The sequence below is a fragment of the Micromonospora sp. WMMD714 genome (assembly GCF_029581315.1).
In the GTDB taxonomy this organism is placed as follows: Bacteria; Actinomycetota; Actinomycetes; order Mycobacteriales; family Micromonosporaceae; genus Micromonospora; species Micromonospora rifamycinica.
In genome coordinates this window covers 6,226,104-6,250,262 of sequence record NZ_CP120744.1, presented here as the reverse complement: position 1 = coordinate 6,250,262, position 24,159 = coordinate 6,226,104, and the positions used below count along the sequence as shown (strand labels likewise).

The 24,159-nt window shown below is 74.0% G+C and carries 24 protein-coding genes and 1 riboswitch; of the genes, 19 read left to right on the top strand and 5 right to left on the bottom strand.

Translation table 11 applies throughout. The features are described 5' to 3' along the window. Positions 1 to 4: 4 nt before the first annotated feature. Positions 5 to 931 (top strand): methionyl-tRNA formyltransferase, encoded by a 927-nt coding sequence (gene fmt / locus O7625_RS26610; RefSeq protein WP_067309433.1) that lies wholly within the window; start codon positions 5 to 7, stop codon positions 929 to 931. Next, positions 928 to 2,466 carry a transcription antitermination factor NusB gene (locus tag O7625_RS26605; RefSeq protein ID WP_282342525.1) on the top strand — a complete coding sequence of 513 codons (1,539 nt, stop codon included), beginning with the start codon at positions 928 to 930 and terminating at the stop codon, positions 2,464 to 2,466. Before fmt ends, O7625_RS26605 begins: the two co-directional genes overlap by 4 nt. A 251-nt stretch (positions 2,467 to 2,717) precedes the next feature. Here O7625_RS26605 and O7625_RS26600 read toward each other — a convergent pair whose 3' ends face one another. Continuing rightward, on the bottom strand, positions 2,718 to 3,608 hold the full coding sequence (locus O7625_RS26600) for a septum formation family protein (RefSeq protein ID WP_282342524.1): 891 nt from the start codon (positions 3,606 to 3,608) through the stop codon (positions 2,718 to 2,720). 258 nt (positions 3,609 to 3,866) lie between these two features. Between O7625_RS26600 and rpe the strand changes: the two genes are divergently transcribed. The 7 genes from rpe (at position 3,867) to ribH (ending at position 10,101) form a co-directional block, all read left to right on the top strand. Beyond that, the gene (gene rpe / locus O7625_RS26595) at positions 3,867 to 4,547 is read left to right on the top strand and encodes a ribulose-phosphate 3-epimerase (protein ID WP_067305107.1); all 681 of its coding nucleotides are present in this window, start codon (positions 3,867 to 3,869) and stop codon (positions 4,545 to 4,547) included. 2 nt (positions 4,548 to 4,549) lie between these two features. Next, a complete protein-coding gene (locus O7625_RS26590; protein ID WP_067305109.1) occupies positions 4,550 to 5,509 on the top strand; it encodes a response regulator in 960 nt (319 codons plus the stop codon). 62 nt (positions 5,510 to 5,571) lie between these two features. Next, positions 5,572 to 5,742, top strand: a riboswitch (FMN riboswitch). A gap of 134 nt (positions 5,743 to 5,876) precedes the next feature. Then, positions 5,877 to 6,938 carry a bifunctional diaminohydroxyphosphoribosylaminopyrimidine deaminase/5-amino-6-(5-phosphoribosylamino)uracil reductase RibD gene (gene ribD / locus O7625_RS26585; protein WP_282266367.1) on the top strand — a complete coding sequence of 354 codons (1,062 nt, stop codon included), beginning with the start codon at positions 5,877 to 5,879 and terminating at the stop codon, positions 6,936 to 6,938. A gap of 1 nt (position 6,939) precedes the next feature. Then, positions 6,940 to 7,632, top strand: a complete 693-nt coding sequence (locus tag O7625_RS26580; RefSeq protein ID WP_282342520.1) for a riboflavin synthase — start codon at positions 6,940 to 6,942, stop codon at positions 7,630 to 7,632. Next, on the top strand, positions 7,629 to 8,324 hold the full coding sequence (gene pnuC / locus O7625_RS26575; protein ID WP_282342518.1) for a nicotinamide riboside transporter PnuC: 696 nt from the start codon (positions 7,629 to 7,631) through the stop codon (positions 8,322 to 8,324). Before O7625_RS26580 ends, pnuC begins: the two co-directional genes overlap by 4 nt. Further along, complete coding sequence (locus O7625_RS26570) at positions 8,321 to 9,598, top strand: bifunctional 3,4-dihydroxy-2-butanone-4-phosphate synthase/GTP cyclohydrolase II (protein WP_282342516.1); 1,278 nt, start codon at positions 8,321 to 8,323, stop codon at positions 9,596 to 9,598. The genes pnuC and O7625_RS26570 overlap by 4 nt, the downstream gene beginning before the upstream one ends. Before the next feature lie 2 nt (positions 9,599 to 9,600). Next, positions 9,601 to 10,101: a 6,7-dimethyl-8-ribityllumazine synthase gene (gene ribH, locus O7625_RS26565; protein WP_282347099.1), complete on the top strand. Its 501-nt coding sequence runs from the start codon at positions 9,601 to 9,603 to the stop codon at positions 10,099 to 10,101. A 157-nt stretch (positions 10,102 to 10,258) separates the two neighbouring features. Here the strand turns inward: ribH and O7625_RS26560 are convergent, their stop codons facing one another. The 3 genes from O7625_RS26560 to O7625_RS26550 form a co-directional block, all read right to left on the bottom strand. Beyond that, complete coding sequence (locus tag O7625_RS26560) at positions 10,259 to 11,002, bottom strand: amino acid ABC transporter ATP-binding protein (protein WP_282342509.1); 744 nt, start codon at positions 11,000 to 11,002, stop codon at positions 10,259 to 10,261. 33 nt (positions 11,003 to 11,035) lie between these two features. After that, positions 11,036 to 11,803, bottom strand: a complete 768-nt coding sequence (locus O7625_RS26555; protein ID WP_282347098.1) for an ABC transporter permease subunit — start codon at positions 11,801 to 11,803, stop codon at positions 11,036 to 11,038. Positions 11,804 to 11,940: 137 nt separating this feature from the next. Next, positions 11,941 to 12,813: an ABC transporter substrate-binding protein gene (locus O7625_RS26550; RefSeq protein ID WP_282342508.1), complete on the bottom strand. Its 873-nt coding sequence runs from the start codon at positions 12,811 to 12,813 to the stop codon at positions 11,941 to 11,943. A 198-nt stretch (positions 12,814 to 13,011) separates the two neighbouring features. On the opposite strand from O7625_RS26550, the gene O7625_RS26545 reads away from it, so the two are divergent. The 9 genes from O7625_RS26545 (at position 13,012) to pheT (ending at position 21,121) form a co-directional block, all read left to right on the top strand. After that, complete coding sequence (locus O7625_RS26545) at positions 13,012 to 13,275, top strand: phosphoribosyl-ATP diphosphatase (protein WP_282342506.1); 264 nt, start codon at positions 13,012 to 13,014, stop codon at positions 13,273 to 13,275. 46 nt (positions 13,276 to 13,321) lie between these two features. Beyond that, the gene (gene hisG, locus O7625_RS26540) at positions 13,322 to 14,167 is read left to right on the top strand and encodes an ATP phosphoribosyltransferase (protein WP_282342504.1); all 846 of its coding nucleotides are present in this window, start codon (positions 13,322 to 13,324) and stop codon (positions 14,165 to 14,167) included. 45 nt (positions 14,168 to 14,212) lie between these two features. Next, positions 14,213 to 14,686 carry a PH domain-containing protein gene (locus O7625_RS26535; protein WP_282342502.1) on the top strand — a complete coding sequence of 158 codons (474 nt, stop codon included), beginning with the start codon at positions 14,213 to 14,215 and terminating at the stop codon, positions 14,684 to 14,686. Positions 14,687 to 15,034: 348 nt separating this feature from the next. After that, positions 15,035 to 15,685 carry a translation initiation factor IF-3 gene (gene infC, locus O7625_RS26530; protein WP_067305144.1) on the top strand — a complete coding sequence of 217 codons (651 nt, stop codon included), beginning with the start codon at positions 15,035 to 15,037 and terminating at the stop codon, positions 15,683 to 15,685. 18 nt (positions 15,686 to 15,703) lie between these two features. Beyond that, on the top strand, positions 15,704 to 15,898 hold the full coding sequence (gene rpmI, locus O7625_RS26525) for a 50S ribosomal protein L35 (protein WP_026267805.1): 195 nt from the start codon (positions 15,704 to 15,706) through the stop codon (positions 15,896 to 15,898). Positions 15,899 to 15,930: 32 nt separating this feature from the next. Then, positions 15,931 to 16,323 carry a 50S ribosomal protein L20 gene (rplT, locus tag O7625_RS26520; RefSeq protein WP_067305147.1) on the top strand — a complete coding sequence of 131 codons (393 nt, stop codon included), beginning with the start codon at positions 15,931 to 15,933 and terminating at the stop codon, positions 16,321 to 16,323. Positions 16,324 to 16,354: 31 nt separating this feature from the next. Beyond that, on the top strand, positions 16,355 to 17,194 hold the full coding sequence (locus O7625_RS26515) for an RNA methyltransferase (RefSeq protein WP_282342501.1): 840 nt from the start codon (positions 16,355 to 16,357) through the stop codon (positions 17,192 to 17,194). A 260-nt stretch (positions 17,195 to 17,454) separates the two neighbouring features. After that, entirely contained in the window at positions 17,455 to 18,534 is a 1,080-nt protein-coding gene (pheS, locus tag O7625_RS26510) for a phenylalanine--tRNA ligase subunit alpha (RefSeq protein ID WP_282342500.1), read from the top strand. Between the two features lie 40 nt (positions 18,535 to 18,574). Further along, positions 18,575 to 21,121, top strand: a complete 2,547-nt coding sequence (pheT, locus tag O7625_RS26505) for a phenylalanine--tRNA ligase subunit beta (RefSeq protein WP_282342499.1) — start codon at positions 18,575 to 18,577, stop codon at positions 21,119 to 21,121. 56 nt (positions 21,122 to 21,177) lie between these two features. Here pheT and O7625_RS26500 read toward each other — a convergent pair whose 3' ends face one another. Further along, on the bottom strand, positions 21,178 to 22,899 hold the full coding sequence (locus tag O7625_RS26500) for a beta-1,3-glucanase family protein (protein ID WP_282342498.1): 1,722 nt from the start codon (positions 22,897 to 22,899) through the stop codon (positions 21,178 to 21,180). Positions 22,900 to 23,118: 219 nt separating this feature from the next. Between O7625_RS26500 and argC the strand changes: the two genes are divergently transcribed. Next, positions 23,119 to 24,120: an N-acetyl-gamma-glutamyl-phosphate reductase gene (gene argC, locus O7625_RS26495; RefSeq protein WP_282342496.1), complete on the top strand. Its 1,002-nt coding sequence runs from the start codon at positions 23,119 to 23,121 to the stop codon at positions 24,118 to 24,120. The last annotated feature ends 39 nt before the right edge of the window (positions 24,121 to 24,159 follow it).

Sequence of the window (24,159 nt, the reverse complement as noted above, 5' to 3'; positions counted from 1 at the left end):
GCCGATGCGCCTGATCTTCGCCGGCACGCCGGCGGTCGCCGTCCCCGCCCTGGCCGCCGTACACGCCTCCGGGCACGAGCTGGTGGCCGTGGTGACCCGCCCCGACGCGCCCGCCGGCCGGGGCCGGGGGGTGCTCCGCTCGCCCGTCGCCGCCTGGGCCGACGAGCACGGCGTCGAGGTGCTCACCCCGGCCCGGCCCCGGGAGCCCGACTTCCTCGACCGGCTCGGCGCGCTGGCGCCCGACTGCGTGCCGGTCGTCGCGTACGGCGCGCTGGTGCCCCCGGCGGCGCTGGAGATCCCCCGGTTCGGCTGGGTCAACCTGCACTTCTCGCTGCTGCCCGCCTGGCGGGGCGCCGCCCCCGTGCAGCACGCGGTGCTGCACGGCGACGAGCTGACCGGGGCCAGCGTCTTCCAGCTGGAGCAGGGGCTGGACACCGGCCCGGTCTACGGCACCCTGACCGACGAGATCCGGCCCACCGACACCTCCGGCGACCTGCTGGAGCGCCTCGCCCACTCCGGTGCCGGGCTGCTGGTGGCCGTCCTGGACGCGATCGGGGCGGGGACGGCGCGGGCCGAGCCGCAGCCCGCCGACGGGGTCTCGCTGGCCCCGAAGCTGACCGTGGACGACGCCCGGGTGCGCTGGACCGACCCCGCCTTCGCGGTGGACCGCCGGATCCGCGCCTGCACCCCGGCCCCCGGCCCGTGGACGACCTTCCGCGGCGACCGGGTCAAGCTCGGCCCGGTGACACCGGTCGGCAACGGCCCCCAACTCAAGCCTGGAGAACTGCTGGTGGAGAAGTCCCGCGTGCTGGCCGGTACGGCGACCGTGCCGGTGCAGCTCGGTGAGGTGCGCGCGGCGGGCAAGAAGGCCATGCCGGCGAGCGACTGGGCGCGCGGTGTCCGGGTCGGCGGCGGGGAGGAGCTCGCGTGACCGGGCCGACCCGGCGACCCGCCGACGGCGTGCGCCCCGAGCAGCGCGGTGACGACCGGCGTCCCGACCGGCCCGCCGGCGGCTTCCGGGGCGACCGTCCCGCCCGTGCGGGCGGCTGGGGTGACCGGGGTGGCGTCGACGGGCGGGGCGGGCGACCCGGCCGCCCGGTCCGGCCGGCGGTTGACCTGCCCCGGCACGTCGCGTACCAGGCCGTCGCGGCGGTGCACCGCGACGACGCGTACGCCAACCTGGTGCTACCGACGATCCTGCGCGAGCAGGGGCTGACCGGGCGGGACGCCGCCTTCGCCACCGAGCTGACCTACGGCACCCTGCGCCAGCTCGGCACCCTGGACACCATCCTCACCGCCGCGGCCGGCCGGGACGTCGAGCGGATCGACCCGCCGGTACGCGACGCGCTGCGGCTGGGGGCCTACCAGCTGCTGCACACCCGGGTGCCGGCCCACGCCGCCGTGTCGTCCACTGTCGACCTGGTCCGCACGGTCGGTGAGGGCGCGACCGGGTTCGCCAACGCGGTGCTGCGCGAGGTGGCCGGCCAGGATCGCGACGCCTGGGTGACCAGGCTGGCCCCGACCATGGCGGCCGACCCGATCGGCCACCTGTCGGTGACCTACAGCCACCCGCAGTGGATCGTCCGGGCCTTCGCCGACGCCCTCGGCGGTGACCTGGGTGAGGTGACCCGCCTGCTGATCGAGAACAACGAGCGTCCGCCGGTGCACCTGTGCGTCCGCCCCGGCCGGGCCGACCCGGCCGAGGTGGCCGACGAGGTCGGCGGTGCCCCGGGCGCGTTCTCCCCGTACGCGGTCTATCTGCGCGGCGGTGCCCCGGGTGAGCTGTCGGTGCTGGCCGACGGCCGGGCGCACGTGCAGGACGAGGGCTCCCAGTTGGTGGCGAACGCGCTGGCGGCGGCCCCGATCGACGGCCCTGACGGCCGCTGGCTGGACCTGTGCGCCGGCCCCGGCGGCAAGGCCGGGCTGCTCGGCGCGCTCGCCGCGCAGCGGGGTGCCCGGCTGACCGCGGTGGAGGTCGCGGAGCACCGGGCCAGGCTGGTCGAGCAGGCCACCCGGGGGTTGCCGGTGACCGTTCTGCACACCGACGGCCGCACCGTCGGGGCGGATCCGAAGCTCGCGGAGGGGCACTTCGACCGGGTGCTGGTCGACGCCCCGTGCACCGGGCTGGGGTCGCTGCGCCGCCGTCCGGAGTCGCGCTGGCGGCGACAGCCGTCGGACCTGCCGCCGCTGACCCGGTTGCAGCGGGAACTGCTCTCCGCCGCGCTGCGGGCGACCCGTCCGGGTGGTCTGGTCGGCTACGTGACCTGCTCCCCGCACACCGTGGAGACGCACGTGACGGTCACCGAGGCCGCCCGCCGGGCCGGTGTGCCGGCGGACTTCGTCGACGCCCGACCGCTGCTCCCGGCCGGCATGCCCGGCCTGGGCGACGGCCCCACCGTGCAGCTCTGGCCCCACCGCCACGGCACCGACGCCATGTTCCTCGCCCTCCTCCGCCGCACCACCTGACCCCCCGAACCCACTGAACCCCCACCCCACCCCTCGCCCACCCACCCCCCACCCGCCGTCCCGCCTCGGTGATCAAGAGGTTCAGGTCACCCCGCCGCGCGATTTCTGACGCAAACCTCTTGATCAACCCATTCCTGACGCAAACCTCTTGATCGACCCCGCTGGGGCGGGATGGGGGGAGCGTGAGGGGAAGCGGGGGTGGGGTGCGGGAGCGTGAGGGGAGGAAGGGAGGGGAGTGCGGGTGGGGTGGGTCAGATGACGGGGAGGCCCTTGGGGCCGGCGCCGCGCATCGAGCGGGTCAGCTTCCGGTCGTCGCTCCACAGGAAGCAGCGGATGCCCCGGTCGCCCTCCTCCCACTCCCGTTGCGACGGCGGGTAGAAGATCGACCCGGCCCGGTACGGCAGTTCGCCGTTGTTGGGCACCTCGGCGAAACCGGCGATCAGCGCCATGCAGCGCCGGTGCACCCGCTGGTTGGTGCGACTGAATTCGGCCCAGCTCAGGTCGCTGCGCTCCAGGTAGACACCGACGAACTCGGCGCGGTGCGGTTCGGAGCAGAGCACCGGTGCCATGTAGTTCAGGTTGTTGCCGATCAGCTTGGGGTCGAAGCACCGGTGGCTGAGCGGGTTGTCGCCGACCATCGCCCCCCGCAGGCTGCCGACCCGGTTCACCGGCCGGGTGTTGTCGATGCTGTCGGTCTCGCTGAGGTCGCAACGGAACCAGCGGGCCCCGCTGTTCCACGCGGAGTTCGCCGGGAGTGCGATGTTCATGGTGAGCCGGGCCGAGTGCCAGTCACCACCGAGCACGTCCCGGGCCCGTTGGTCGCACTCGGCGCGGGCGGGGCGCAGCGCGGCGGAACCCGGCTCGGGCCGGTCGCCCCGGACCACCGCGCCGGTGAAGGTGCCGACGTGGATGGCCTCGGCCAGGTGGCTGCGCGCGCAGTCCACCGTGTCGTAGGTGCCGGCCTGCACCACCGGCGTTATCCGGGGCAGGCAGGCGTCGGTGGCGGGCACGAACGCCTGGGCCACCGGCAGCACCGGCCAGTCGTCGACCAGGTCTCCGTCGGCGCTGTGCTGCGGCACACAGCCGCTGAGCGCCACCGTCACCGCGCCGGCCAGCGCCAGCGCCCCGAGCCACCGTCGCATCGTCCGCCCTTTCCGGGAGCCGACGGTCCGCCGCCGCGCCCCACGTGGCCTTGCCCGCCGCCGGGCGAGCAGCATACGTGACCGTCCCCGATGGAGTGTCGTCGTACCGGGACCGTTCGGCCAGTCGTCACCGGCCCATCGTCCCCGATTCGATCTGGAGGGACCGGTTCGGACACCGTGGGTCACTCCCGGATGACGGGATGTCGCCCATGGTGCCGTGCCGTCCGCGGCGGGTGGCCGCGTTCGTACACTTGCCCTGTGACCGTACCGCCGTCGATCATCGCGCCCAGCATCCTCGCCGCCGATTTCGCCCGCCTCGCCGATGAAGTCCGCGCCGTCGAGGGCGCCGCGGACTGGTTGCACGTCGACGTGATGGACAACCACTTCGTTCCCAACCTCACCATCGGGCTGCCGGTGGTGCAGAGCCTCCGGGCGGTCACCCAGCTGCCGTTCGACGTGCACCTCATGATCACCGACCCGCGCCGGTGGGCACCCGGCTACGCCGACGCGGGCGCGTACAACGTGACGTTCCACGCCGAGGCGTGCGACGACCCGGTCGCCCTCGCCAAGGACCTCCGCTCGGCCGGGGCGAAGGCCGGGCTGGCCATCGACCGGGACACCCCGATCGAGCCGTACCTGGAGCTGCTGCCCAGCTTCGACACCCTGCTGATCATGACGATCAAGGCCGGTTTCGGCGGCCAGCGGTTCATCCCGCAGCTGCTGGACAAGGTGCGGGCGGCCCGCCGGCACGTCGACAGCGGCCACCTGGAGCTGCGCATCGAGGTGGACGGCGGGATCGCCGCCGACACCATCGAGCAGGCCGCGTCGGCCGGCGCGGACGCCTTCGTCGCCGGCACCGCCGTCTACGGGGCGGCCGATCCGGCCGAGGCGGTCCGCCGGCTGCGCGGGCTCGCGGAGCGCGCCGCCGTCGGGGCCTGAGGGTGGAGCCCACCGGCGACCGTCCCGACGTGATCCTGGTCGTCGACGACGACGAGGACATCGCCCGATTCGTCGAGTTCAACCTGCGGCTGCACGGCTTCGAGGTGCTGCACGCCGGGGACGGCCAGGAGGCCCTCGACATGATCGAGCGGCACCGGCCGGACCTGGCCGTGGTGGACCTGATGATGCCGCGCATCGACGGCCTGGAGCTGACCCGGCGGCTGCGCGCCAACCCGATCACCTCGGCGCTGCCGGTGATCATGTTGACCGCCAAGGGGATGACCGTGGACAAGGTGCACGGGCTCAGCGCCGGCGCGGACGACTACCTGGTCAAGCCGTTCGACACCGCCGAGCTGGTGGCCCGGGTCAGCTCCACGCTGCGCCGCAACAAGGAGTTCCGTGAGGTCTCCCCGCTGACCGGCCTGCCCGGCAACAGCCGGATCCGCCGGGAGATCAGCGACCGGGTCCGCAGCGGCGTCGACTACGCCGTCGGCTACATCGACATCGACCGGTTCAAGAGCGTCAACGACCGGTACGGCTTCGTCCGGGGCGACGAGTTCATCTCGGCGCTGGCCCGCAGCCTGCACCGGGCGGTGGTGGCGATCGGGCTGCCACCGGCGTTCCTCGGCCACGTCGGCGGCGACGACTTCGTGATCGTCTGCGCGCCCGAGCAGATCCGTCCGCTGACCTCCCGGGCCGTGGTCGACTTCGAGAAGTCCGCCGACACCCTCTACGACCCGGCCGACCGGGAGCGCGGCTTCGTCGAGCTGAAGGACCGTCGGGGCAACATCCGGCGGGCGGCCCTGGTCACGCTCTCGATCGGCGTCTCGCTCTCGGACGCCAGGAAGCGCTTCACCGACCCCCTGGACGCGATCGCCGTGGCCAGCGAGATGAAAACGGTCGCCAAGAGCCAACCGGGGTCATACGTCGCGGTGGACCGGCGACGCGCCGACGGGGTGTGAAGTAGCCCGCTGGAGGTGGCGGACCGACCGGGTGAACGTGTAAGACTTCGCATGTACCCACCACGCGCTGGCGGGGCTCGGTGAAATTCCGAACCGGCGGTGATCCACGCTCGACGTGGTAAGCCCGCGACCCGGACGGCTCTGCCGCCCGGTGGACCTGGTGAGAATCCGGGGCCGACGGTGGGGGAGCGGTTCGTCCGCACCCCCGACAGTCCGGATGGGAGACAGCGCGCGGGCGGGGCGGGCCTGCGCGGCTCCATCGGCGCGTGGGCTGCCCGGGGCGGCCCTGCCGTTCCCGGTTCCGTCGCCGCCTGCCCCGCTCCTCCCGTACCGCCCGCGCGCGGACCGGCGAGCGAGAGGGCAGGGCATGGGCGGCGTCTCCGTGGACGAGGCGATGCGCCGTGCCATCGAGCTGGGCGCCCGGGGCCTCGGCACCACCAGCCCCAACCCGGTCGTCGGATGCGTGCTGCTCGACGCGGACGGGGTCGTCGTCGGGGAGGGCTTCCACGCCTACACCGGCGGGCCGCACGCCGAGATCGTCGCGCTCGCCCAGGCCGGCGAGCGGGCCCGGGGCGGGACCGCGGTGGTCACCCTGGAACCCTGCGACCACACCGGCCGCACCGGCCCGTGCAGTCACGCGCTGATCCGCGCCGGGATCGCCCGGGTCGTCGTCGCCGTGCCCGACCCGAACCCGGTCGCCTCGGGGGGTGCGGCCACCCTGCGCGCCGCCGGGGTCCGGGTGGAGTTCGGGGTACGTGCCGACGAGGCCGAGGCCGGCAACGTCGCCTGGCTGACCTCGATGCGGCGCGGCTGGCCGTACCTGATCTGGAAGTACGCCGCGACCCTCGACGGCCGGTCGGCGGCGGCCGACGGCAGCAGCATGTGGATCACCTCCGAGGCGGCCCGGATGGACGTGCACGCGCTGCGCGGCACGGTGGACGCGGTCGTCGCCGGGGTGGGCACCGTGCTCGCCGACGATCCCCGGCTGACCGCCCGCAACCTGCGCGACGGCACCCTGGCCATCCGGCAGCCGCTGCGGGTGGTGGTGGACAGCGCGGGGCGTACCCCGGTCGACGCCCGGGTCCGCGACGGCGCCGCCCGGACCTGGATCGCGACCGTCGCGGAGGTCGGGGCCGGCCCGGACGGCCGGGTGGACCTGCCGGCCCTGCTGGCCGAGCTGCATCACCGCGGGGTACGGGCCGCGCTGCTGGAGGGCGGCCCCCGGCTGGCCGGCGCGTTCCTCGCCGCCGGCCTGGTCGACCGGGTCGTCGGGTACGTCGCCCCGAAGCTGCTCGGGGGCGGCCCGACCGCACTGGTCGACGCGGGTGTGACGACCATCGCCGACGCCATCGACCTGGAGATCACCGACGTCACCCGGGTCGGTTCCGACCTGCGGATCACCGCGCTGCCCCGGAAGAGGGAGGCCTGAGATGTTCACCGGCATCGTCGAGGAGTTGGGCGAGGTCGTCCGGATCGCCGACACCGGGGGTGACTCGGCGCTGGTCGCGATCCGCGGCCCGCTGGTCACCTCGGACGCCCGGCACGGCGACTCCATCGCGGTCAACGGGGTCTGTCTGACCGTGGTCGACGTCGACAGCGGGGTGTTCACCGCCGACGTGATGGGCGAGACCCTGCGGCGCTCCGCGCTCGGCGGGCTGCGCCCCGGCGACCCGGTCAACCTGGAGCGGGCCGCCGCGCTGAACAGCCGGCTCGGCGGGCACCTGGTGCAGGGGCACGTCGACGGGGTGGGCGAGGTGCTCTCCCGGGAACCGGCCGCGCAGTGGGAGACGCTGCGGTTCCGGCTCCCCGCCGCGCTGGCCCGGTACGTGGTGGAGAAGGGCTCGATCACCGTCGACGGGGTGTCGCTGACCGTGGCCGCGGTCGGCGACGACTGGTTCACCGTCGGGCTGATCCCGACCACCCTGAAGCTCACCACGCTCGGCGTCCGGGACGTCGGCGCCCCGGTCAACCTGGAGGTGGACGTGCTGGCCAAGTACGTCGAACGCCTCCTCACCACCCGCCCGCCGGTCGATCCGGCCCCGGTCGGGGGCCTGGCCGCCGCGGCGCTGGCCGACGGCGTCGGTGGTCCGGCGACCCCGTCGGTCGACGGTGGTGCCCGGTGACCGGGCCGCTCGGCTGGCTGCTCGACGCCCAGGTGCACCTGCTCGGCGCCCCGGTGCTGGTCCGGGAGATCGTCGGCAACGGCTTCGGGCTGGCCTCGGCGCTGCTCGGGCTGCGCCGGCAGGTCTGGGCCTGGCCGGTCGGCATGATCGGCAACGGGCTGCTGTTCACCGTCTTCCTCGGCGGGGTGTTCGCCACCCCGCAGGCACACGACCTCTACGGCCAGGCCGGCCGGCAGGTCTTCTTCTTCGCGGTCAGCGTCTACGGCTGGTGGCGGTGGTCACGCAACCGCCGCCAGGGCGGGGACGCGCCGGCGGTCACCCCCCGCTGGGCCACCGGCCGGGAACGGCTGGGCCTGCTGATCGCCGCCGTCGTCGGCACCGCGCTGGCCTACCCGCTGCTCGCCGCGCTCGGCTCGTGGGGGCCGCTGCCGGACGCCTGGATCCTCACCGGCAGCCTGCTGGCCACCTACGGCATGGCCCGGGGCTGGGTGGAGTTCTGGCTGGTCTGGATCGCCGTGGACGCGGTGGGCGTACCGCTGCTGCTGCGCGGCGGCTTCTACCCCTCGGCGGTCATGTACCTGGTCTACGGCGCGCTCTGCGTCTGGGGCTTCGCCGCCTGGTGGCGCAGCTCGCGGACCGTCCGCGCGGCGTCGACACCGATCCCGTCCACCTACTCGGAGGTCGTGGCATGAGCACCCAGGCGGTCACCTTCGCCCGGATCGAGGAGGCGGTGGCGGACATCGCCGCCGGCCGTCCCGTGGTGGTGGTCGACGACGAGGACCGGGAGAACGAGGGCGACCTGATCTTCGCCGCCGAGCTGGCCACCCCGGAGCTGCTCGCCTTCATGGTCCGCTGGACCTCCGGCTACGTCTGCGTCCCGCTGACCGAGGCGGAGTGCGACCGGCTGGACCTGCCGCCGATGCACCACACCAACCAGGACCGGCGCGGCACCGCGTACACGGTGACCGTGGACGCCCGGGAGGGGGTCAGCACCGGGATCTCCGCCGCGGACCGGGCGCACACCATCCGGCTGCTCGCCGACCCCGGCACCGACCCGACGGACCTGGCCCGCCCCGGCCACGTGGTGCCGCTGCGCGCCCGCTCCGGCGGGGTGCTGCGCCGCCCCGGGCACACCGAGGCGGCAGTCGACCTGACCCGGCTGGCCGGGCTGCGTCCCGCCGGGGTGCTCTGCGAGCTGGTCAACGACGACGGCACCATGATGCGCCTGCCGGACCTGGAGAAGTTCTGCGCCGAGCACGCGCTCACCCTGGTCACCATCGCCGACCTGGTGGCCTACCGGCGGCGGCACGAGAAGCAGGTGGAGCAGGTGGCCGAGGCGCGGATGCCCACCCCGTACGGGGTGTTCCGGGCGCTGGGCTACCGGGCCGAACACGACCCGGCCGAGCACGTCGCGCTGGTCATCGGCGATCTGGGCGACGGTCACGACGTGCTGGTCCGGGTGCACTCCGAGTGCCTCACCGGGGACGTCTTCGGCTCGCTGCGCTGCGACTGCGGGCCGCAGCTGCAGGCGTCGCTGGCCCGGGTCGCCCGGGAGGGGCGGGGCGTGGTGCTCTACGTGCGCGGGCACGAGGGGCGGGGGATCGGCCTGCTGCACAAGCTCCAGGCGTACCAGCTCCAGGACCAGGGCCGCGACACCGTGGACGCGAACCTCGACCTGGGCCTGCCGGCCGACGCCCGGGACTACGGCACCGGCGCGCAGATCCTCTACGACCTGGGCGTGCGGTCGATGCGGCTGCTCACCAACAACCCGGCCAAGCGGGCCGGGCTGGAGGGGTACGGGCTGACCGTCACCGGCCGGGAGGGGCTGCCGGTCCGGCCGCACCCGGAGAACGTCCGCTACCTGCGGACCAAGCGGGACCGGATGGGCCACCTGTTGGACGAGCTGGACGAGGTGACCGAGGCCCCGATGGGTGTTCCGGTCCCCGGCGACGAGATCGGAGTATGACCATGGCGGGTTTCGGTGAACCCGGAGCGACCCCGGTGGACGCCGCCGGGCTGACCGTCGGCGTGGTGGCCGCGCGCTGGCACGGCGATCTGACCGACCACATGCTCGACCGGGCCGTCGCGGCCGCGCGGGCGTGCGGGGCGCGAACGGTGACCGCCCGGGTGGCCGGCTCGGTGGAGCTGCCGGTGGTGGCCCAGGCGCTGGCCCGGCGCTGCGACGTGGTGGTGGCGCTGGGTGTGGTGGTCCGGGGGACGACCGCCCACTTCGACTACGTCTGCCGGTCGGTGACCGACGGACTGACCCGGATCGCCCTGGACGAGGGCAAGCCGGTGGCGCACGGGGTGCTGACCGTGGACACCCTGGACCAGGCGCGGGACCGGGCCGGGCTGCCCGGCTCCGCCGAGGACAAGGGCTGGGCGGCGACCGTGGCGGCGCTGGACGCCGCGCTGGCGCTCCGGTCCGTCGCCGTGGGCAACGCCCAGCCGGTCGGCTTCGCCGGCTGACCCCGGCCCGACGCTCCGGCCCGGCCGCCCTGGCGGCTGGGCCGCTGCGGGCCGCGCCGCCGGGCCGGACCGGTCGGACCGGTCGGACCGGCCGCTGCGGGCCGCGCCGCCGGGCCGGACCGGTCGGACCGGCCGCTGCGGGCCGCCGTCGCGGCGGTCAGAGCCGGCCGGCCTCGATGATCCGCCTGAGGAACTGCCGGGTCCGGGGCTGGGTCGGCTCGCCGAGGACCCGGGCGGGCGGCCCGGCCTCGACCACCCGGCCGGCGTCGAGGAAGCAGACCTGGTCGGCGACGTCCCGGGCGAACCCCATCTCGTGGGTGGCCAGCACCATCGTCATCCCGTCGGCCTTCAGGTCGCGGATCATCGCCAGCACCTCGCCGACCAGCTCCGGGTCGAGCGCCGAGGTGACCTCGTCCAGCAGTATCAGGCGGGGGGAGTTGGCCAGTGCCCGGACGATCGCCACCCGCTGCTGCTGGCCGCCGGAGAGCCGGTCGGGGTAGGCGTCCGCCTTCGCGCCCAACCCCACCCGGTCGAGCAGCTCCCGGGCCTGCGCCTCGGCCTCGGCCCGTCCCCGCCGGTGCACCCGGCGCGGGGCGAGGGTGACGTTCTCCAACACGCTCAGGTGCGGAAACAGGTTGTACGACTGGAAGACCATGCCGATGCGCCGACGGACCCGGTCAGGGTCGACCCGGGGATCGGAGATCTCCTCGCCGTCCAGCTCGATGGTGCCGTCGTCCAGCTCCTCGAGCAGGTTGACGCAGCGCAGCAACGTCGACTTGCCCGAGCCGGACGCCCCGATCAGCGCCACCACCTGGTGCTCGTGCACGGTCAGGTCGAGGCTGTCGAGCACCACCTGCCCGCCGAACTCCTTGCGCAGCCCCCGGCAGGTCAGTACGGCCATCGCCGCCTCCGGCGGGTCGTCGACACGGCCATCTCAGCCTCCGGACTGGCGTCGGGCCGAGCGCAGGGTCACCCAGTCGGTGACCGCGATCAGCGGGATGGCGAGCAGCACGAACAGCACCCCGGCGAGGATGTACGGGGTGTAGTTGAAGCTCTGCGCGGTGGCGATCTGGGCCGCCCGGACCGCGTCGATCGGTCCGGCCAGGGAGACCAGCCCGACGTCCTTCTGCATCGCCACCACGTCGTTGAGCAGCGGCGGCGCGACCCGCCGGACGGCCTGCGGCAGCACCACGTGCCGCATGGTCTGCCGGTAGGTCAGCCCCAGCGAGCGGGCCGCCGCGAGCTGGCTCGGGTGGACCGATTCGATGCCGGCCCGGAACACCTCGGCCAGGTAACCGCCGTAGGTGAGCACCAGCGCCAGCCCGCCGAGCACCAGCACCGGCGGCATGCCCTGCAACCGCAGTCCGGGCACGCCGAGGGTGAGCACGTACAGCACGATGATCAGCGGCAGGCCCCGGAAGGTGTACGTGTAGCCCGCCGAGAGCGCCCGGACCGGGAAGAAGACCGGCCCGCGCAGGGTGCGCAGCAGCGCGATCAGCAGACCGAGCAGCAGCGCCCCGACCGCGCAGCAGACCAGCAGCCGGACGTTGAGCCACAGCCCGGCGAGCACCTCGGGCAGCGCGTCCCGGGCGATCGCCGGATCGAGGAACGACCGGCGGACCCGGTCCCAGCCGGGTGCCCCGGTGACCGCGACGACCAGCAGCGTGCCGAGCACCGCCGTGGAGGCGGCGGCGACCAGCACGCTGCGGGTCGTCTGCCGCCGCCGGTACGCGGCCCGTCGCCGCTGGGCCGCCGAGGGGACGTGCCGCCGCTGCGGCGTCGGGACGTCGGGTGGGCGGGGTGGCGTCGGGGTGTCGGGTGGGCGGGGCGGCGGGTGGCTCACTGGAGTTCGGTCGCCCCTGCCACCTGGGCGAGCCACTTCTGCTCCAGCTGCTTGAGGGTGCCGGCCTCGGCGAGTTCCCCGATCGTCCGGCTGACGCAGGAGGTGAGCGGGGAGTCCTTGTCCAGCAGCAGGCCGAACGCCTCCGGCGCGCCGACCTGCGGCAGCTGCCCGACCACGGTGGCGTCGGTGATCTCCGAGCCGGTGATGTAGAACGCGGTGGGCAGGTCGACCACCAGGCCGTCGAGCTGACCGTTCTGCAGGGCCTTCTTGGCGTCGTCGTTGCTGTTGTAGACCTGGGGCTTCGCCTTCGGCTTGATCAGGTCGGTGATCGCCTGGTAGCTGGTCGTGCCGACCTGGGCACCGAGCTTGGCGTCCTTGAGGTCGGCCACCGACTTCTTGCCGACGATCTTGGACGACTTGAGCGCGATGACCGTCTGCCGCACCAGGTAGTACGGCGGGGAGAAGTCGACCGCCTGCTTGCGCTCCTCGGTGATGGAGAACTGGTTGACGTCGAAGTCGAAGTTCTTCGGGCCGGGGGCGATCGCGGCGTCGAACTTCACCCGGGTCCAGGTGACGTCCGCGGGGGCGTACCCGAGCTTCTCGGCGACCGCGTACGCGACGGCGGCCTCGAAGCCCTCGCCGCTGTCCGGCTTGTTGTCCTTGAACCACGGCGCGTACGCGGGTTCGTCGGTGGCGACGGTGAGCTTGCCCGGCGTGCGGGTCTTCAGGCCCTCCTTGGTGCAGGAGGGCGTGGTGGGGGCGGCGTCGGGGGTGGGGACGTTCTCCTGGGGCGCACATCCGGCCACGGCGACCAGGAGCGCGGCGGCGGCGACGGCGGCGGTGCGGGAACGTGAGCTGCTGCTGACCATGGCCGCCAGGATAAAGAAGATCGCCGATTCCCGGGAAGGTGTCCCGTCAGGTAGATGGGAGATCGATATCCGGCCGGCTCCCGCGGGTCGCCCGTCGCCGGCTGCTGTCCCATCCCCCGGGAGCCCGGTGGTGGGCCGGACGACACGGCCGGACCCGGAGCGCACGGCCCCGACGGGCGGCTGGAAGAATCCGGTCCCGTGAAGACGTTCGAGGAGTTGTTCGCCGAGCTCCAGGCCAAGGCCGCCGCCGGCACGCCGGGCTCGGGCACGGTCGACGCCCTGGCCAAGGGGGTGCACTTCGTCGGCAAGAAGGTCGTCGAGGAGGCGGCCGAGTCGTGGATGGCCGCCGAGCACGAGGGGCCGGAGCGCACCGCCGAGGAGATCTCCCAGCTGCTCTACCAGGTGCAGGTGCTGATGCTGGCCAGCGGTCTGGAGTTGAGGGACGTCTACCGACATCTGTGAGTGCGCCCGCGTCGTTGATCTGATCCGATCGAAGGAGCACTCCGTCATGTTGCGTGTCGCCGTACCCAACAAGGGCGCCCTGGCCGAGAAGGCCGCCCAGATGCTGCGCGAGGCGGGCTACCGCCAGCGCACCGACCCCAAGGACCTGGTCTGCCCGGACGAGGCCAACGACATCGAGTTCTTCTACCTGCGGCCCAAGGACATCGCCACCTACGTCGGCTCGGGTGACCTGGACGTCGGGATCACCGGCCGGGACCTGCTGATCGACTCGGGCGCACCCGCCGAGGAGGTGGTCGACCTGGCGTTCGGCCGGGCCACCTTCCGGTTCGCCGCCCGCCCGCAGGACGTCGGCGACGTCCAGGAGCTGGGCGGGCACCGGATCGCCACCGCGTACCCGGGGCTGGTCGAGCGCTACCTGGCCGAGCTCGGCGTCAAGGCCGACGTGATCCGGCTCGACGGCGCGGTGGAGAACGCCATCCGGCTCGGGGTCGCCGACGTCGTCGCCGACGTGGTGGAGACCGGCGCGACGCTGCGCCAGGCCGGCCTGGTCGTCTTCGGCGACCCGCTGCTGCGCTCCTCGGCGGTGCTGGTCCGCCGGGCCGCCGCGCCGGCGCACCCGCAGGCGGAGCAGCTGCTGCGCCGGCTGCACGGGGTGCTGGTGGCCCGCCGTTACGTGATGCTCGCCTACGACGTGCCGGCCGGGCTGCTCGACCGGGCCAGCGCGCTCACCCCGGGCATCGAGTCGCCGACGGTCTCCCCGCTGCATCGGGAGGGTTGGGTCGCCGTGCAGGCGATGGTCCTCCGCGACGACGTGCACCGGATCATGGACGAGCTGTACGAGCTGGGCGCCCGCGCCATCCTGGTCACCAACATCCACGCCTGTCGACTCTGAGCCGCCGCCGCGACGCCGGCCGGGGGCGGGTGGCAGACTGGTCGGGTGAGCGACACCGAGTTGATCCGCCTCAAGCCGCGTCGCATCCGGGTCGTCTGCTGGGCTTCGGCGGTCGCCCTGCTGGTGGTCTTCAGCCTGGTGGCGACCTCGTTGACCGGGGCGACCGGTGAGGGCTACGGCACCTTCCAGCGTGGCGACCAGGTCGCCATGGTCGGCCTCGGGGTGCTCGGTGCGCTCGGCATCCTGCTGTTCACCCGGCCCCGGGTCGAGGCGGACGCCCGTGGGGTCCGGGTGCGCAACGTGCTCGGCTCGTACGAACTGCCCTGGGAGGTGGTCCGGGGGGTGCGTTTCGACCGGGGTGCGCCGTGGGCCAGCCTGGAGCTGCACGACGACGACCTGCTGCCGATGGTGGCCCTCCAGGCGGCCGACAAGGAGGTCGCGGTCGACGGGGTACGGGCGCTGCGCCGGCTGCACCAGGCGCACCTGTCCCGGCTCGGCGGCGCGTCGACCCACCCGTGAGCGTCGCGGTCGACGCCCCCGCCCGGTAACCCCGGTTTGGGGCTGGCCGGGCGCGGGTGTAGTGTGGGTAAGTCGACCAGACTGCCCCCGCCTGCGGCGTGCGGGTGGTCCTGAAGCGGAGCGCCTGCTCCCACCCGAGTCGCCCCCAGTAGGTGGCCGGGTCCGGTCACCGGTTCCGGGCCTGTCCCGGTCCCGGATGCGCGATCATATGATCGTGCCGACCGGTCGAGCGGGCCCTGGCATGCGCCGGGGCCTTCTGCTTTCCGAGTCGCCCCCACCCGGGGGCCGCGCGGGGTCGGCTACCCGGCAGATCCGACTCGAGGAGGCCCCATCAGCGTCGAACCACGCGTGAACGATCAGATCCGGGCACGTGAGGTCCGACTGGTCGGCCCCGAGGGTGAGCAGGTGGGCATCGTCCCGCTGGAGCGCGCCCTGCAGCTGGCCGCGGACGTCGACCTGGACCTGGTCGAGGTTGCGCCGATGGCGCGCCCGCCGGTGTGCAAGCTCATGGACTTCGGCAAGTTCAAGTACGAGAGCGCACTCAAGGCGCGCGAAGCGCGGCGTAACCAGCAGCAGACCGTCATCAAGGAGATGAAGCTCCGGCCGAAGATCGACCCGCACGACTACGAGACCAAGAAGGGTCACGTGGTGCGGTTCCTCAAGGCGGGCGACAAGGTCAAGGTGACGATCATGTTCCGCGGTCGCGAGCAGAGCCGCCCGGAGCTGGGTTACCGGCTCCTGCGTCGGCTCGAGTCCGAGATCACGGACCTGGGATACGTCGAGGCCGCTCCGAAGCAGGACGGTCGAAACATGATCATGGTTTTCGCTCCGCACCGGGCCGTCAAGGCCTCCGCGGTCGCCGCCACGGCGTCCCGCACCGGTCCCCGGGACCGGACCACGGACGAGTCCGCGACGCCGGCACAGGGCGAGGCCCCGGTGGCCGGCGAGACCGCAGCAGCCGGCGAGACCGGCCCGACCGCTGACCCCAGCGGCCAGTAACAGGGAGAGACGTTCCACATGCCGAAGATGAAGAGCCACACGGGTATGGGCAAGCGGGTCAAGGTGACCGGCAAGGGCAAGATCGTCGCCCAGCAGGCCGGCCTTCGCCACAACCTGGAGAAGAAGCCCTCCACCCAGACCCGGCGGCTGACCGGCACGGTCGAGCTGGCCAAGGCTGACGTCAAGCGAATCAAGAAGCTGCTCGGCCGCTGACGCGCGCCACCTTTACCTAACAAGGAGTTGAGATGGCACGCGTCAAGCGGGCTGTGAACGCCCAGAAGAAGCGTCGTACCCTGCTGGAGACCGCGAGTGGTTACCGCGGTCAGCGCTCCCGGCTGTACCGCAAGGCCAAGGAGCAGGTGCTGCACTCGATGCAGTACGCCTACCGGGACCGTCGTGACCGCAAGGGCGACTTCCGGCAGCTCTGGATCCAGCGCATCAACGCTGGCGCCCGGGCCAACGGCATGACCTACAACCGGCTCATCCAGGGCCTGCGGCTGGCCGGCATCGAGGTCGACCGCAAGATCCTGGCCGACCTGGCCGTCCACGACGCCGCGGCGTTCGCCGCGATCGTCGAGCTGGCCCGCGCCGCCGTGACGGCCGAGGGCACCGGTGGCGCCGCGGCTCAGGCCGCCTGACCCACCCCGGCAGCAGATCGAGGCGTCTCCCATGCAGTCACCAGCGCGCGGGAGACGCCTCGACGCCGTCGCCGGCCCGTTCACCCCGCGGACCCCGAGGGTGGTCGCCGCCCGGCGGCTGCACCGTCGGCGGGACCGGGACGCCACCGGCCGGTTCCTGGCCGAGGGGCCGCAGGCGGTCCGCGAGGCGCTCGACGGCACCGGCACGGTGGTGGAGCTGTTCGGCACCCCGGCCGCGCTGGACCGGCACGCCGAGCTGGCGGCCCGGGCCGCCCGGGCCGACCTGCTGGTCTCCGAGGTCACCGACGAGGCCCTGGCCGCGCTGACCGAGACCGTCGCCCCGCAGGGGCTGGTCGCCGTCTGCCGGCACCTCGACGTACCGCTGGCGACCGCCCTGGCACGCGGACCCCGCCTGGTCGCGGTGCTCGCCGGGATCCGTGACCCGGGCAACGCCGGCACCGTGCTGCGGACCGCCGACGCGGCCGGCGCGGGCGCGGTGGTCTTCGCCGGGGACACCGTCGACCCGTACAACGGCAAGTGTGTGCGGGCCTCGGCCGGCAGCCTCTTCCACGTGGACGTGGTACGCGTCCCGGAGCTGCCCGCCACTGTCGACGCGCTGCGCGCCGCCGGGCTCTCGATCTTCGCCACCACCGGGTACGGCGACAGTGACCTGGACGACCTCGCCGACCACGGCCGGCTCGCCGCGCCCACCGCCTGGCTGTTCGGCTCGGAGGCGCACGGCCTGCCCGCGGAGCTGACCGCCGTCGCCGACGCCCGGGTCCGGGTGCCGCTGCACGGGCGGGCCGAGAGCCTGAACCTGGCTGCGGCGGCTGCGGTCTGCCTGTACGCTTCAGCGCGAGCGCTGCGCTGACACCCCGGTCACCCGCACACCGTCGTCACGCAGACATCGGCGTCACACAGACACCGCACCGCACACACCACACAGGGAGTCGGTCAGTTGAGGAACGCGCCACGGCGTTCGTTTAGCCAGCCCGCCGGTGTCGGCGGGCGGCGGGCCTGACCCTTCCCGCGCGCAACTCCCACCGGCGGGCTGCGGCATCGCCGCGCGTCCGTAGACTCGCCTAGCCGCCCGGGAGGGCCGGCGCCGCCGTGAGGGAGTGCCCGTACGCCATGAGCTACCGCAACGATCCGTACGACCCGAAGCAGGTCGCCCTGCTCGACCCGGCCGCCCTGGCCGAGGCCGTGGCCGACGCCGAAAAGGCGTTCACCGCCGCCGCCGACCCCGACGCGCTGACCGCGCTGCGCCCCGCGCACCTCGGCGACCGGTCCCCGGTGTCGCTGGCCCGCCGGGAGATCGGCGCGCTGCCGCCGGCCGCGAAGTCCGACGCCGGCAAGCGGGTCAACGAGGCCCGCCGGGCGATCGAGTCCGCCTACGCCGCCCGCGCCGAGGTGCTGGAGCGGGAGCAGGCCGCCCGGGTGCTGGTCGAGGAGCGGGTCGACGTGACCCTGCCGTACGACCGGCGGCCCCGGGGTGCCCGGCACCCGCTGTCCACGCTGATGGAGCAGATCAGCGACCTGTTCGTCGGGATGGGCTACGAGGTGGCCGAGGGCCCCGAGGTCGAGCTGGAGTGGACCAACTTCGACGCGTTGAACATCCCCGCCGACCACCCGGCGCGCGGGCTGATGGACACCTTCCACGTCGCACCGCCGCCGGGCGCGGACGCCTCCGGCCTGGTGCTGCGCACCCACACCTCGCCGGTGCAGGCGCGCACCATGCTGACCCGCAAGCCCCCCATCTACGTGGTGGTGCCCGGCCGGGTCTACCGCACCGACGAGCTGGACGCCACCCACGCACCGGTCTTCCACCAGGTCGAGGGTCTGGTGGTGGACCGGGGCATCACGATGGCGCACCTGCGCGGAACCCTGGACCACTTCGCCCGGGCCATGTTCGGCGAGGGGGCGAAGACCCGCTGGCGTCCGCACTACTTCCCGTTCACGGAGCCGTCGGGGGAGTTCGACGTCTGGTTCCCCGAGCACCGCGACGGCCCGCGCTGGGTCGAGTGGGGCGGCTGCGGCATGGTCAACCCGAGGGTGCTGCGGGCCTGCGGCATCGATCCGGAGGTCTACTCCGGGTTCGCGTTCGGCATGGGCATCGACCGGACGGTGATGTTCCGGCACGGGGTCAGCGACATGCGGGACATGGCCGAGGGCGACGTGCGGTTCACCCGCGCGTTCGGGGCCGGGGCGTAGGGCGATGCGGGTACGAGTCACGGAGACGGTGGTCTGAGTCATGCGAATTTCTGTCAGTTGGCTGCGGGAGCACGTGGACCTCCCGGTCGACCTGCCCACCGAGGACCTGGAGCAGGCCCTGGTGGACCTCGGCATCGAGGTCGAGTCGGTGGTGGACCTGCGCGGGACGGTCACCGGTCCGCTGGTCGTCGGCGAGGTCCGCGAGATCGAGGAGCTGACCGGTTTCAAGAAGCCGATCCGGCACTGCCTGGTCGACGTCGGCACCGCCAACGGCACCGGCAAGCCGCAGGAGATCGTCTGCGGGGCGCGCAACTTCGCCCCCGGCGACCGGGTCGTGGTGATCCTGCCCGGCGGGGTGCTGCCCGGCGACTTCACCATCGGCGCGCGCAAGACGTACGGCCGGATGTCGGCCGGCATGATCTGCTCCGCGCAGGAGCTGGGCCTCGGCGACGACCACGCCGGCATCATCGTGCTGCCGCCCGACACCCCGGCCCGGCCCGGCGACGACGCCCGGTCGGTGGTGGGGCTCGACGACGTCGTGGTCGAGCTGGAGATCACCCCCGACCGGGGGTACGCGCTGAGCGTGCGGGGCATCGCCCGGGAGCTGGCGTACGCGCTGGGCCTGCCCTTCCGTGACCCGGGCCGGGTGCCTGCGCCGGCCGGGACCGCCGAGCCGGCGTACCCGGTGCAGGTGCGCGACACCGTGGGCTGCGACCGGTTCACCGCCCGGATGGTCCGGGGTGTCGACCCGACGGCGGCCACGCCGGGCTGGATGCGGCAGCGGCTGACCGTGGCCGGCATCCGCAGCATCTCGCTGGCGGTCGACGTCACCAACTACGTGATGCTCGAACTGGGCCAGCCGATGCACGCGTTCGACGCCGACCGGATCACCGGCCCGCTGGTGGTGCGCCGGGCCGAGGCGGGGGAGAAGGTCACCACCCTGGACGGGGTGGTCCGTTCGCTGACCGTCGAGGACATGGTGATCTGCGACGACACCGGGCCGGTCTCGCTGGCTGCGGTGATGGGCGGCGAGACCAGCGAGGTGGTCGGCGGCACCACCACCGTGCTGCTGGAGGCCGCCCACTGGGATCCGGTGATGGTGGGCCGTACCGCCCGCCGGCACCGGCTGTTCAGCGAGGCGGCCAAGCGGTGGGAGCGGGGCGTCGACCCGGCCCTGCCGCTGGTGGCCCTCCAGCGCGCCGTCGAGCTGCTCACCGCGCACGGTGGTGGCGAGGCGGGCGCGGAGATCCTCGACCTCGACCACGTCCGGCCGATGCGTCCGGTCGTCCTTCCCGTCGACCTGCCGTCGCGCCGGATCGGGGTGGACTACCCCCCACAGCGGGTGGTCGACCTGCTGGAGCAGGTGGGCTGCACGGTGAGCCGGGGCGGCGACCGGCTGGCCGAGGACCCGGGGGCGGTGGGGACGACCGCCGGCACCGGCGAGGTGCTCACCGTCACCCCGCCGACCTGGCGGCCCGACCTCACCGACCCGGCCGATCTGGTCGAGGAGGTGGTCCGCCTCGACGGGTACGACCGGGTGCCGTCGGTGCTGCCCACCGCGCCGCCCGGCCGGGGCCTGACCTGGCAGCAGCGCCGCCGCCGGGCGGTGGCCCGCTCGCTGGCCGAACGCGGCTACGTCGAGGTGCTGGGCCTGCCGTTCGTCGCCCCGGAGCTGGCCGACCAGCTCGGGCTGCCGGCCGACGACCCGCGCCGGCCGGCGGTGCGGCTGGCCAACCCGCTGTCGGAGGAGGAGCCGCTGCTGCGTACCACGCTGCTCGGCCCGCTGCTCGGCATCCTCAAGCGCAACCTGGGTCGGGGCCACCGTGACCTGGCGCTCTACGAGATCGGCGCGGTGTTCCAGCCGCGTCCCGGCGTGGGCGCCCCGCCGGCCATGGGGGTGGACCGGCGTCCCACCGCCGCCGAGTTCGCCGCCGCCGACGCGGTGGTGCCCGCCCAGCCCCGGCACGTCGCGGTGGTGCTCACCGGGGACGTCGAGCCGGCCGGCTGGTGGGGCGCGGGCCGTCCCGCCGGGTGGGCCGACGCGGTGGAGGCCGGGCGGGCCGTGCTGGCCGCCGCCGAGCTGCCGGCCGAGCGGATCGAGGTACGGGCCGCCGAGCAGGCCCCCTGGCACCCCGGTCGCTGTGCCGCGCTGGTGGTCGACGGGGTGGTGGTGGGCCACGCCGGTGAGCTGCACCCGACGGTGGTGGCGGCGCTGGAGCTGCCCCGCCGGACCAGCGCCATGGAACTGGACCTGGACGCCCTGCCGGCCGCGCCGGTGGCGTCCGCGCCGACGGTGTCCGGGTTCCCCCCGGCGCTGATCGACGTGGCGCTGGTGCTGGACGACACGGTGCCGGCCGCCGACGTCCGGGCCGCGCTGGTCGAGGGGGCCGGCGAGCTGCTGGAGCAGGTCCGGCTCTTCGACGTGTACGCCTCGGAGTCGCTCGGCGCGGGCCGCCGGTCGCTGGCGTACAAGCTCACCTTCCGGGCCCCGGACCGGACGCTGACCGTGGAGGAGGCGGTGGCCGCCCGGGACGCTGCCGTGGCCGTGGCCGCCCAGCGGTTCGGGGCGACCCTGCGCGGCGCGTAGCCGTACCGGCCCGTCGACGGCCCCGACCCGGTCACCGGGTCGGGGCCGTCGGCCGGTCAGCCGGTGAAGGGCAGGACGACGCGGGAGGCGTCGCCGACGCCGAGGGTGGTGGGGGTGCCGCCGATGGCGTTCCACACCTGCACGGTCACCGTCCCGCCGCGGAGGTTGCCGAGGGTGCCGGTGGCCGAGCGCAGCCCCTGGGTCTGCCGGTAGCGCTCGGCGCCGGGTACCGGGTCGGTGGCGAAGTAGGCGTACGTCTCGACCCGGTCGGTGGTGCCGTCGCCGGTGAGGTCGTACGACACCCGGGCCTGGACGCCGTCACCGACCGCGGTGCCGGCGTCGACGGCCAGGTCGAAGGTGGTGGCTGCGCCGGTCCAGGTGCCGGTGAGCCCACGTGCGGTGAAGACCCGGGCATTGGTGGGGGTGCCGTCGTGGTTGCCATTCGCCGCCGTCAGGGTGACCGTGCCGGCGGGTCCGGTGGTGCCGGCCAGGGTGCCGTCGGCCTGCAGGTGGCGGGTCGCGTTCCACGGCTGGCCGGGGGGTGCGGTCGGGCTGGCGGTGGCGGTGGGGGTCGGGGTGGCCGTGCCGGTGAACGGGGTGAGGGTGAGGCCGGCGGCGCGCGGATCGCCGTCGTGCACCAGGGACTCCTGGGCGAGCACGTCGTCGAAGGCGAAGCCGTACGCCCGGCCGTCGACCATGTGCTGGTGGATGATCCGGGAGTAGTGGTTGGTCAGCGTGCCCCGGTAGAAGTCGGCCGGGCCGCCGCCGGGCTGCGTGGTGATGGTGTCGAGGGTGGCGCGGTGCAGGGCGGCGCAGAGCGTCCGGGCGATCGGTCCGACCACCTGGTCGTTGGGGGCGGCGAGCGTCCCGTCGCAGTCCCACACGTCGGAGCTGGTGGGCCTGGTGAAGGTGGCGACCTGTCGGCCGGCCGGGTCGGTGAACGTCATCGTGGTGCCGGCGGTACGCCCGAGGTAGCGCACGTCGGGCCGGTCGGTGAACGGGGTGACGGTCAGCGTCCGGGTGGTGTAGGAGCGCCAGGCCGCGTCGATGTACGGGTCGAGGTAGCCGGGGGCGAACCGGCCGGCGTCGACGGCCTTGCCGGGGGAGAGCACCCGCAGCACCGTGCCGTCGGACCGGGTCTGGACGGTGTCGGCCCAGCCGGGCTGGGCGCGGACGGCGTCGATGACGGCCTGCCGGCCGCCGCTGACGAGTTGGCCGGCCCGCCGGGTGGTGCCGCTCGCGCCGGTGACGCTGACCGCGTGCGGGACGGCGAACATGTCGACCTGGGTGCTGTTGAGCCAGAGCCCGGCGTCGTTGTAGGTGAACTCGGACCAGTCGAACAGGATGTCGCGGTTGGGGTCGCCGGCCGCCCATGGGGCGGGCTGGACCAGCCCGTCCGGGGTCAGTGAGAAGCGCAGCTTCTGGCCGAAGGAGAAGTAGACCCGCCCGGAGAGGCCGCGGGGAACCCGCAGGGTGACGGAGCCGCCGTTGGCGGGCCCGGCGATCGAGACGTCGGGGGCGGGGGTGGGCGGCTGGCCGCCGGCCGGCCAGGGGGTGAAGACGCCCCCGGCGGTCACGTAGCCGAGCCGGCCGGAGGCGAGGTCGACGCCGAGGAGGTAGAGGTGGACGGCCTCCGCCCGGCCGGTGTTGTTGGTGACCGTCAGCGGCAGGGGGGACGGTCCGACGGCGCGGGTGGGCGCGGTGGTGAGGCCGAGGGTGGTGATGCCGGCGATGGCGATCGCGACGAGGACGGTGGCCCAGCTTCTGGGGGTACGCAACAACGACTCCTTCGGCCGTGGGCGGCAAGCGGCGGGCGGGTGGTATGTGGCTGATAGACAGATAGAGAGCGCTCTCCCAGGATGGCCAATACCCTCATGGCTGTCAATGGATGCGGATGGTCCGGGTCGCTTCCTCATGTCCATGCAGTAGGCTGTATTAACTTGCATAGACGGTCGGTGGACCGCTAACCTTCTCTGCATAGTCATGCGGAGGTGGGAATGGGTATCCGAACTGCGGTCGCCGGAGCGAGCGGCTACGCCGGGGGCGAGCTGCTGCGCCTGATCGCCGGTCACCCCGAATTCGACCTGGTCACCGCCACCGCGCACCGCCAGGCCGGTGCGCCGGTCAGCGCCGTACACCCGCAGCTCGCGGGGCTGGATCTGGTGTTCGCGGCGACGGACGCGGCCACGCTGGCCGATGCGGACCTGGTCTTCCTGGCCCTGCCGCACGGGGAGTCGGCGGCGCTCGCCGCCGAGCTGCCGGAGTCGGTGCGGGTGGTCGACCTCGGCGCCGACCACCGGCTCCGCGACGCGGACGCCTGGTCCCGCTACTACGGCGGCCCGCACGCCGGGGCCTGGACGTACGGTCTGCCGGAGCTGCCCGGCCAGCGGGCCGCGATCGCCGACGCGACCCGGGTCGCCAACACCGGCTGTTACGCCGTCGCCGTCACCCTGGCCCTCGCTCCGCTGGTCGCCGCCGGTGCGGTCGCACCCGCCGACGTGGTGGTAGTCGCCGCCTCCGGCACCTCCGGGGCCGGTCGGGCCGCCAAGGCGCACCTGCTCGGCAGCGAGGTGATGGGGGACCTGTCGCCCTACAAGGTCGGTGCCCACCAGCACGTCCCGGAGATCAAGCAGGCCACCGGGGCGACCGGCCTGTCGCTGACCCCGGTGCTCGCCCCGATGCCGCGCGGCATCCTCGCCACCGTCACCGCCGTGCCCACCGGCGACGCCGACCCGCGCGCGGTGCTGGCCGCCGCGTACGCCGACGCGCCGTTCGTGCACCTGCTGCCCGAGGGGGCGTGGCCGCACACCGCCGCCACCGCCGGGGCGAACTCCTGCCACCTCCAGGCCACCGTCGACGTCGACTCCGGCCGGGTGATCGTGGTCAGCGCCATCGACAACCTCGGCAAGGGCGCCGCCGGCCAGGCGGTGCAGAACGCCAACCTGATGTTCGACCTCCCCGAAACCACCGGCCTGCCCCTCTTCGGAGTTGCCCCATGAGTGCGAGGAGTGCAGCGCAGCGGAGCCCCGCAGTCGCGA